The sequence below is a fragment of the Bradyrhizobium sp. BR 10289 genome, assembly GCF_019455385.1.
Classification (GTDB): Bacteria; Pseudomonadota; Alphaproteobacteria; order Rhizobiales; family Xanthobacteraceae; genus Bradyrhizobium.
Genome location: NZ_JACOFR010000040.1, coordinates 38,280 through 47,581 on the forward strand (window position 1 = coordinate 38,280; position 9,302 = coordinate 47,581).

Genomic DNA, 9,302 nt, shown 5'->3' on the forward strand with positions numbered 1-9,302 from the left:
CCTGACCGATGGACGCGGTCAGGCCACCTTGTCCTTCAGGACGCATTCCGGCGGGCGGGCTTCGCCGGCCTTCAGGTCCGCCGCCAGGCGGTACAGCGTCGAGCAGTAGGGGCAGATGATCTCGTTGTCGTTGCCGAGGTCGAGGAAGACGTGCGGATGATCGAACGGAGGGTTGGCGCCCACGCACATGAACTCTTGCGAGCCGATCTCGATGACGGGAACACCGGCATCGTTATGGAAGTGCGGGACGACATGGTCGGACATCGTAGTTCATCCTGGAGTGGCAATGGCGGCAGACACAATCAACGCTGACGCGGTATCTTTTGAGACGCGTCGGACCATACTGGGGGGTACGGATGATTGCTAGTCCAGCGGAACCGAAAGGTCCGCATTGCCCCATGCTCATTTGCTCATGCAAATTCGACACAATCTTGCGGCCTGAGAGAAGCCCTTCTTTCGTCGGGGACGTTGTGTCGCAATTTTGGCATACTATGTCTTTGGACGCGCGCATTTGCGACGAAAGACGAATCATCAGGCAAATGATCTCAGGATCGTCCGGACTTTGAGCATGAAGTGGCTGCGAATCACCACGGCGTTGACGGGCATTGCTGCATGCAGCTTTGTGCTCGCGCAGATTGTACCGCAGGCCCGTGAAGCCGGTGCGATCTTTGCGGCCCAGGACGATCCGGCCGCGCTGTCCGAACTCAAGCTCGATGGGCTGTTGCGGCAGAACGACCGCGTGGTCCAGGACAATATCGAGGCCGCGCTTGCGTCCGGCGACGCCGACCTCGCCGACAGTTTCGTTGCGCTGGCGCGCGACCGCAACATCGCGCTGCCCGACGATCTGCTCAATCGCGTCAGCGATGCGGTGAAGGACGAAAACTCCACGTCACACTTCGCCAAGCGCTTCGCCACCGGCCTCGTCACCGGCACCGCCGATGATGTCGCGAGCCTCTCGGGAACGGTCGCCGGCGATCTCTTCGTGATCGGCGATGTCAGGGACGTCGTGCGCGAGGGCAAGCATCTCGCGATGGGCGAGGACACCGACCATCTGGTGCTCGGCCTTGCGACCGCCGGTCTTGCGGTGACGGCGGCAACCTACGTCTCCGTCGGCGGTGCTGCGCCGGTGCGCGCCGGGCTGACGCTGGTGAAGGATGCCAGGAAAGTCGGGCGGCTCGGCGAGGGCCTCGCGAAATGGGCCGGCCGGTCCGCGCGCGAGGTGGTCGATGCACCGATGCTGCAGAACGCGGTCGCCAAGGGCTCGGTGTTTCGCCCCGGCGAGACCGTCAGTGCGATCAAGGCCGCGTTCCGCGCCGAGAAGGCCGGCGCGCTGGTCCGGCTCGGCAAGGACGTCACCCGCGTCGCGGAGAAGACCGGCACGCGCGGCGCCATGGATACGCTGCGGATCGCCGAAGGTCCGAAGGATGTCGCGCGCGCCGCGCGGCTTGCGGAGGCGCAGGGCAGCAAGACCCGTGCGATCATGAAGCTGCTCGGCCGCGGCGCGCTGCTGCTGATCGGCGGCGCGTTCGATCTCGCAATGTGGCTGTTCGGCGCGGCGCTCACGCTGTTCGGCCTGCTGTCCTCGATCAAGGCGACGACCGAGCGGCTGACCCAGGCTTGGTGCGATCGCAGGCGGGTGCGGCGGCTGCGCCGAGCCCGGATTGCAGCCGAGGCGGCCCTGGCGAACCCGGCCGCCGCCTGAAGCGCGCCGCGCCTTGGGCTATTGTTTGGGCACGATCTTGCCGGAAAAGCGCTGCACAATTTTGCTGATCGTGCTCTAAGGTCAAACCTTCCCCCACAACGACTTCCGGAACCGCTGATGCCGAGCTTTCACAACGGCGCCGTTGAAATTGCCTATCTCGACGAAGGCGAGGGCGACCCGATCATCCTGGTGCACGGCTTTGCCTCCAGCAAGAACGTGAACTGGGTCTATCCGACCTGGGTCTCGGAACTGCGCAAGAACGGCCGCCGCGTCATTGCGCTCGACAATCGCGGCCATGGCGACAGCGCAAAACTCTACGAGCCTGCTCAATACTCCATCCCCACCATGGCCGGCGACGTGCTCGCGCTGATGGACCATCTCGCCATCCCGCAGGCCGACATCATGGGCTATTCGATGGGCGGCCGGATGACGGCCTGGCTCGGCCTCAACGAGCCGCAGCGGCTGCGCTCGGCCATCCTCGGCGGCATCGGCATCGGGGGCCTGATCGAGGGCACCGGCCCCGGCGAGAACGTCGCCAAGGCGCTGGAGGCGCCCTCGCTCGACGACGTCACCGATCCCGTCGGCCGCACCTTTCGTGCATTTGCGGATCAAACCCGCTCGGACCGCGTCGCGCTCGCCGCGTGCCTGCGCGGCACGCGCGATCTCATGACGCGGGAAGAGGCCGCGCGCATCGACGTGCCCGTGCTGATCGCGGTCGGCTCGACCGACGATGTCGCGGGCTCCGCCAGCGCGCTCGGCGCGATCATTCCGGGCTCGGAAGTGCTCGACATTCCGAACCGCGACCACATGCGAGCGGTCGGGGACAAGGTCTACAAAACAGGCGTGCTCGACTTCCTCTCACGCCGCGGCTGAGGCGAGGTTGCCTCGGGCGCTCGAGGCGATCATCACCGATGCGTCACACCGCCTTGTCGCTGAACGCGGCGGTAAGCGTGCTGAGGAACGACATGACGCGCTGTACGCGCAGGGGCGGGCGGCGGTCGGAGGTGCGCAGCATCCACAGGGGTTCACCGGAGGTGCGCCAGGGCGCAAGCACTTCGACCAGCCGGCCGGCGCGAAGGTCTTCGTGGATGAGCCATGCCGGCCCCCAGCCGATCCCAAACCCATTCGCGACCAAAGCGAGCGAGGCGTGCGCGTCGTCGCAAATGTGCTTGGGCTTCGGCGTGACGCGAATGGACTCTTTGCCGCGCGGGTCGGCGAAACGCCAGGTCAGGATCTGACCGTTCGCGGGATTCCGGAAGCCGACGTGGTCGTGCGCAGAAAGCTCAAAGGGAGTCGCCGGCGCGCCGCGCGCTTTCAGATAGGCAGGCGAGGCGCAAGCGATCCAGGAGAACTTGCAAAGCCGCCGTGCCTGATGGCCGGGGACGCGATCGAGGGGCCCTGAGCGGATCGCGATGTCGACGCCTTCCGCCGCGAGATCGAGAATCTCGTTGCGGAATTTGACCTCGATCTCGATTTCCGGCCGTTCCCGCAGGAAAGCGGGCAGCCGCGGCAGGATGCAGGCGTGCGCGAACGAGGCGGGGGCGGTCACGCGCACCCGTCCGCCATCGTCGCCCGCGACTTCGCCGAGCGCGGATTCGACTCGGGCGAGACTTTCGACCAACGCGCGTCCCGCCACCATCAGCCTGTCGCCCTCTTCGGTCAGAGCCAGCGAATGGGTGGAGCGATGTAGAAGCCGCAACCCGCGAGCCTTTTCGAAGCGGGCGACCGCCTTGGACATCGCCGATGTGGTCGTCCCCGCCCGCCGCGCCGCTTCGGCAAAGGAGCCCGCCTCGACGACGCGGACGAAGGCGAGGAGACGCGAGAGGTCGGGAGGTAAAGCCGTTGTGGACATGCAGTCCACATCATCATGGCTGTGCAGTCACTACAAGGGCAATTTCCGAACGGCTAGACAGGCAGCGTCAGCGCGCATTCTGCGGCGCTGGAAAAGCTGGAAGTCCCATGAACCCCATCGAAATCACCCTGCAAGCCCTCGACGCCGCCGAGCGCGCGATCCCTCCCGGGCAGCCGATTTATATGCTCAACCTGCTGCGCTACCGCACGTCTGCGCATTACGAGGACGGATTCGACGCCGCGCCCTGCTCGGGCCGCGAAGCCTTCAATGAGCGGTATAGGCCGGCATTCCGGCGTCTCGCGGCCGGTAAGCCGCTCGTGCGGATGTTTTCCGTGCCGGTGCTTGCGAGCGTCGTCGGCTCGCCAGGCGAACGCTGGGACGAAGCGGCAATCAATGAATACGGCGATTTCGCCACCTTCCGCTCGATCGTCGAGACCGAAACTTACCGGCGCGAAGTCGCGCCGCATCGGCACGCGGCGCTGGAGGATTTCCGGCTGATCGCGCTCGCCAAGCCGACGTGAACGCATCGAGGATCACGAGCACACGTGCGGACCGGCAGCGCGTAGGATGGGTTGAGCCCTTGCGAAACCCATCATGCTTCGTTGTCAGCGGACGGATTGATGAGTTTCGCTACCGAGCTGAAGTGCTCGACATTTCGAACCGCGACCACATGCGCGCCGTTGGCGACAAGGTCTACAACACGGGAGTGCTGGAGTTTCTGTCGCGCCGTGGCTGACGTTTCATCCTTCTTTGGGATGAATGACGCGAACATCCATGCTCCGCCAACGCGCCATCACTTTTTCTTCGAAACGGGATTTGTCGAAGACGACATTGCCGTCTTCTTTGATGAAGAAGATGTCATCCTGGAGCGCGATCGCGTCCACAAAGCGAGGCGACAACATGCTGGGATTGATCTTCACTGCGTCCACGAATTGATACTCGAAGGAAAACATCGCAACGCAATAGTTGTCGAACGACTCGAACTTGGAGAAATCCGCAGCGGCACATTCGTCCAACGTAATCAACGGATGAAAAGCGCCCCGATAGCCGGAATCCGGCCTGAGGGCTTCAAGGACACCGACGCTCTCCAACACGCCACTGGTCCATTCCCGACCTCCCATAAAGTCATGGTCAAACACCTCACGCGGCGAGTTGCTCTTGTCGGGAGAAGATTGGCTCCAACCTTGCCGTCGATCATGGTCCATCTTCTGGTAAACGTCGAACAGGAACTCGTATATGAGCGCAGCGACTGTCGCGTTTCGCATTCATCACCCCCGTCAGGCTGACTTTTCATCCCAGTCTCATCGCGCTTTGCCGTCCTCCCCAAACCGCCGCGCCAGCGCCATCAGCACCACAAATGTCGCGACCCACACCATGCGCGCGCCATAGCGATCGTGCGGGCCGGAGATGACGGCGCAGATGAAGGCGTTGCCGAGCAGCGCCAGCGTCACGGTCGCCGCCAGCAGCGTCAGATCGTCCAGTCGGCGCTTTGCCAGCGCATGGCCGAGCACCGCGACCAGCGCCAGCAGCGAGGCGAGCGCGACCGGCACGTGCAGCCAGTTGATGACGGTGAAGTCGAGCTGCCAGTTCTGCTGCCGCGCCGCCCGCATCGGCGCGGCTTGGGCCGGGATATAGCGCTCGATGATGCCGCGGGTGTGCGGAATCCAGCCATTGGTGCCTTCGCCGGTCGCCACACGCAGCAATTGCTGGCCCATGGCCCTCAGCGCCGCGCCAGCCTGCCAGGCCGGATAGTCTTTGAGCGATTGCACCACGATGGTGCCCATCTCGTCGTTCATGCCATCGAACCGGCCGAGCGTGTTGAACATGCTGTGGCCCCACAAAAATTCGTCGGCGGTCGCCGGCAATTCGTCGCGATAGGGGCAGAGCTTGAGGTTTTCGCGCGGGCAGTGGTCGTTGAGGAAGCGCGCGACGATGCCGTCCTGCATCATGCGGCCGAAGGCGACGCCAGTGCCGCCTGGCGTCCAGGCCCATTGGCCCGACAGCGCGTGGTTCGCTGACACCAGCATCAGCCCACCGGCGACGATGGTCAGGCTCGCCTGCGTCAATCCGGCGAGGGGCAGGCGAGGTCCGAGCAACGGCCGCATCATCCAGCCGGCAACGCAGAGCCCGAACAGCACGCCAAGCGTGGCGCTGTGGGTCGCAGCGGCAAAGGCGGTGAAGACGAACAGCGAGATCTTTTCAAGCGTCGAAATTCGCTGCCCGCCGACGACCAGCAGGAACAGCGACAGGATCGAGAGCCCGGCAAAAATGTCGGTGAGCAGCATGCTCGCGAGCCAGGGCAGCGCGGTCGACACGATCAGGACCAGGCTGATGGCGACGAAGCGGGACGTCTGCATCAGGCCGAGCACGCGCAAGGTCAGCTGCAGCAGCCACAGCGTCACCAGCGACTGCGCCGCGATGTTGATCCAGAAGCCGAAAGCCTCGCCATAGTGCAGATAGAGGCCGAACACGGTGGAGCGGCTGGGGACGAGATAGCCCTCGTACCAGCGCGCCAGATAGCCCCCGGTATCCCATTGCAACAGCGGATAGCCGTTCCAGAGCGCCGGCGCGATCATCAGGAGGGGCAGGGTGAGAGCGGCGAGCCACAGCCAGAAGCTCTCCGCGGCGCGCACGCGCAAATGGTCCGTGGTGGTGGTCAAATCCGCTCCGTCGTCGCTCGCGACCATGCCCGCAATAAGGGTCGGCAGAGAATTCACCAATAGTTTGACGCGGTCCGGCTTGAATTTGCCAAAACCCTGACCACTTTTAGCCAACCTTGCCGTCTGGGGGCGTCCTGGGAAACCGTTGTGTTTCAACGCGTTGGCTTGCTTTCGCGGGGCAAGGCCCTGTTCACTCTCAGGCAAGCCCGTCAGGACTTTGTCGCCTAGACTGTGTTATAGAGCCAACAAAACCGGCCCATTCGAAGAGCAGATCCCAGAGAGAAAATCCATGGCAGTGCATCAGGTCAATCCGGGAGGAAAGCTCGCAACGCTCGACCCGATCTGGGATCGGATCCGCGGCGAAGCGGAGGACATCGTCCATCGCGAGCCCGAGCTTGCGACCTTCATCTATTCGACGGTGCTGCATCACAGCCGCCTGGAAGATTCGGTGGTGCATCGCGTCGCCGACCGGCTCGATCATTCCGCGCTGTCGGGCGATCTGGTGCGCCAGACCTATGACGAGGCGCTGCGCGACGATCCCGACCTCGGCAACGCCTTCCGCGCCGATCTCGTCGCCGTCTACGACCGCGATCCCGCGACCTCGCGCTTCATCGATCCCTTGCTCTACTTCAAGGGTTTTCACGCCATCCAGACCCATCGCCTCGCGCACTGGCTCTACCTCAAGGGCCGCAAGGACTTTGCGTATTACCTGCAGAGCCGGGCGTCGGCGGTGTTCCAGACCGACATCAATCCTGCCGCGCGCATCGGCCGCGGCATCTTCCTCGACCATGCCACCGGCTTCGTCTGCGGCGAGACGGCCGTGATCGAGGACGACGTCTCGATCCTGCACGGCGTCACGTTAGGGGGCACCGGCAAGGAGAACGAGGACCGTCATCCGAAGATTCGCCACGGCGTGCTGATCGGCGCCGGTGCAAAGATCCTCGGCAATATCGAGATCGGCCATTGCGCGCGCATCGCAGCCGGCTCGGTCGTGGTCAAGCCCGTGCCACACAACGTCACGGTCGCCGGCGTGCCCGCCAAGATCGTCGGCGAGGCCGGCTGCGCCGAGCCGTCGCGCACCATGGATCAGATGATCAACGCCATGGGGCTTTGAGCTCGCGCATGATCCGGAAAAGTGCGAAGCGGTTTTCCGGAAAGATCATGCGCAAACAACAACCTAAAGCGCGATGACGATTCTTCCCAATCTCATCGCGCTTTAAGGGCCGGATTCTCCGGCCCTGTTCGTCCCCAAATTCTTTGGCAATTCATGCTGGCGGTTCGCCGCGTCTCGTCCTAAAAGCCCGCCAGCCAATTTCGATCGGAGACTTGCCGTGGACGTCAAAGAAGTCAGAAAGCTGGACGCGTATCTGAAGCGCGTATTCGGCAATCCCAAGATCCGCGTCGTGCCGCGGCCGAAGAAGGATGATTCCGCCGAGGTCTATATCGGCGAGGAGTTCATCGGCGTTCTGTTCGTCGACGACGAGGACGATGATCGCTCGTTCCAGTTCCAGATGGCGATCCTCGAAGACGATCTCGTCGACCAGGAATAGTTCGGCGCCTTCCGTGTCCCGGACGCGCTGCAGCCTAGGCGATGCGTAGCATCGTCCGGCAACGCTGCTGCGCAGCGTCCGGGGCACGCACCGGAAAATCGAGGCGCGCTCTCTCCACACCGTCATTGCGAGCGCAGCGAAGCAATCCAGAGATCTTTCCGCGGAGGGTTTCTTCGCGTTGCTCGCAATGACAGTTGATGGACCGGAGGCAGTTGCCACCTCGGCCCTTCTACTTTCTTCGCGAGAATACGCACTTCGAAAGAGAAGAGCGCTGAATTTCAAAGCGGCGGCAACTAACGCATCGATTTCTTGCCCGTCTTCGCGGGCGTCTTTCTTGCAGCCTTCTTTGCGGACTGCGCACGCTTAGCCGACTTTTTTGGAGCGGCTTTTTTCGCGGTCTTCTTCGGGGCCTTCGCACGTCGCTTGGCAGCATTTTGGGAGGGGGATGCTCCCTTCCTGGCCCTTGCCGACACTCTCTTGTTGACTCTTAGAGGGGCAGGACCGCGTTTGGTTCGCCTAAGTGGAATCGGACGGGCCGCTGCGCCCGTGGCTTCTGGTAGGTAGACCTGCTCGTTTGTTGTTGCTGCGACCGCTGCCGGATCTGGCCTGAGCGTCTCCGCGGCCGCTGAGGTGGCAGCGTCCACGATGTTTGCCACCGTGTCTGAATCCTAGGGTGCGTACTCATAAAATCTGCCGCTGAGAGTAGGCGTACCTGATGTCCGCTTGTCCTCCAGCAGCGGCGCGAAGGCGGACGTTGTCGGACTTCCGAGATGGGCCAGAAGCGGACTTTGACCGGGACGGCGTCCAAAGACAGCTCAAGGCAAGAGCGGAAGTCGGCCGATTACGGCACGGATCGCCGTGAGTGCGAAAGCCCTAATCATTTCGCGTCCTTCTGAACTTTGGCCACGCCGGTCAAGATCTGATAAGCGCGCACCCGCATGAGGGAAACGCCATATTCTACGGCCCTCTCATCCTCGGCGCTCCACTGCTTGTTCGGGTTCGCGCCGCGCATAGTTTCTATGACCGCTTGGCGGGCTTTTTGCGCCTCCTCCGGGCAAGCACTGGCGAGTATCTTCCTAAATTCGGTCTCCGACAGATTGATCTGCTTCGCTTTTTCCACTTGGATGAGCAAGCAATCCAAGAAAGCCGCTCCAGCCTTCGCCCCAAGTGTGTTTCGTGCACCCTCGGCCGCCTTTTTGGCAGCTTCACTCGCCGCAAGAGCATGCGAAGCGTTTGCGATCGAGACGGCTGCTGCAAGCAGAAGCACTGTTTTCAGATCAGCGATGCCCAACATACTTTCGTTCCATTTTGGGTGCCCACGGACCAAACGGATGCTCTCGTAACATGAATAGATTGCTAAGAGGCATCGGGGCTCAGAGAGCGAATGACTGCTCTGGGTCAATCGCGACGGTCGGGCCCGGTTTAAGTTAGGTCCGGTCTACCTCCGTCTGCCGACATATCCTTGGGCTTGGGCTGCGGCAGCGATGGGCCAGAAGCAGACTCCGGCCGCGTCCCGAAGCGGACAAACAAGTAAATTT

The 9,302-nt window shown here is 63.0% G+C and carries 10 protein-coding genes and 1 pseudogene; 6 read left to right on the forward strand and 5 right to left on the reverse strand.

Features of this window, described 5'->3' with window-relative positions; all coding sequences use genetic code 11:
• Nucleotides 1-18 precede the first annotated feature (18 nt).
• Nucleotides 19-264 carry a zinc-finger domain-containing protein gene (locus HYH08_RS36230; protein WP_063703045.1) on the reverse strand — a complete coding sequence of 82 codons (246 nt, stop codon included), beginning with the start codon at nucleotides 262-264 and terminating at the stop codon, nucleotides 19-21.
• A gap of 304 nt (nucleotides 265-568) precedes the next feature.
• On the opposite strand from HYH08_RS36230, the gene HYH08_RS36235 reads away from it, so the two are divergent.
• Complete coding sequence (locus HYH08_RS36235; protein ID WP_220014602.1) at nucleotides 569-1,702, forward strand: hypothetical protein; 1,134 nt, start codon at nucleotides 569-571, stop codon at nucleotides 1,700-1,702.
• Between the two features lie 117 nt (nucleotides 1,703-1,819).
• Nucleotides 1,820-2,575, forward strand: a complete 756-nt coding sequence (locus HYH08_RS36240) for an alpha/beta fold hydrolase (RefSeq protein ID WP_220014603.1) — start codon at nucleotides 1,820-1,822, stop codon at nucleotides 2,573-2,575.
• Nucleotides 2,576-2,618: 43 nt separating this feature from the next.
• On the opposite strand, the gene HYH08_RS36245 is transcribed toward HYH08_RS36240, so the two are convergent.
• On the reverse strand, nucleotides 2,619-3,554 hold the full coding sequence (locus tag HYH08_RS36245) for a LysR family transcriptional regulator (RefSeq protein ID WP_220014604.1): 936 nt from the start codon (nucleotides 3,552-3,554) through the stop codon (nucleotides 2,619-2,621).
• Between the two features lie 107 nt (nucleotides 3,555-3,661).
• On the opposite strand from HYH08_RS36245, the gene HYH08_RS36250 reads away from it, so the two are divergent.
• Nucleotides 3,662-4,075, forward strand: coding sequence for a hypothetical protein (locus HYH08_RS36250; RefSeq protein ID WP_220014605.1), 414 nt, complete (start codon nucleotides 3,662-3,664; stop codon nucleotides 4,073-4,075).
• A 116-nt stretch (nucleotides 4,076-4,191) separates the two neighbouring features.
• A pseudogene (locus tag HYH08_RS36255) lies at nucleotides 4,192-4,290 on the forward strand (alpha/beta fold hydrolase); the annotation flags it as partial.
• A gap of 4 nt (nucleotides 4,291-4,294) precedes the next feature.
• On the opposite strand, the gene HYH08_RS36260 reads toward HYH08_RS36255, so the two are convergent.
• Both HYH08_RS36260 and HYH08_RS36265 read right to left on the reverse strand, forming a co-directional pair.
• Nucleotides 4,295-4,819 carry a hypothetical protein gene (locus HYH08_RS36260; protein WP_220014606.1) on the reverse strand — a complete coding sequence of 175 codons (525 nt, stop codon included), beginning with the start codon at nucleotides 4,817-4,819 and terminating at the stop codon, nucleotides 4,295-4,297.
• 36 nt (nucleotides 4,820-4,855) lie between these two features.
• Entirely contained in the window at nucleotides 4,856-6,214 is a 1,359-nt protein-coding gene (locus HYH08_RS36265) for a hypothetical protein (protein WP_220014607.1), read from the reverse strand.
• A gap of 289 nt (nucleotides 6,215-6,503) precedes the next feature.
• Here HYH08_RS36265 and cysE point away from each other — a divergent pair, with 289 nt between their 5' ends.
• Both cysE and HYH08_RS36275 read left to right on the forward strand, forming a co-directional pair.
• Nucleotides 6,504-7,328, forward strand: a complete 825-nt coding sequence (cysE, locus tag HYH08_RS36270; RefSeq protein WP_220014608.1) for a serine O-acetyltransferase — start codon at nucleotides 6,504-6,506, stop codon at nucleotides 7,326-7,328.
• Between the two features lie 217 nt (nucleotides 7,329-7,545).
• Nucleotides 7,546-7,764, forward strand: coding sequence for a DUF3126 family protein (locus tag HYH08_RS36275; RefSeq protein WP_007602550.1), 219 nt, complete (start codon nucleotides 7,546-7,548; stop codon nucleotides 7,762-7,764).
• 877 nt (nucleotides 7,765-8,641) lie between these two features.
• On the opposite strand, the gene HYH08_RS36280 is transcribed toward HYH08_RS36275, so the two are convergent.
• On the reverse strand, nucleotides 8,642-9,058 hold the full coding sequence (locus HYH08_RS36280) for a hypothetical protein (RefSeq protein WP_220014609.1): 417 nt from the start codon (nucleotides 9,056-9,058) through the stop codon (nucleotides 8,642-8,644).
• Nucleotides 9,059-9,302: the final 244 nt, after the last annotated feature.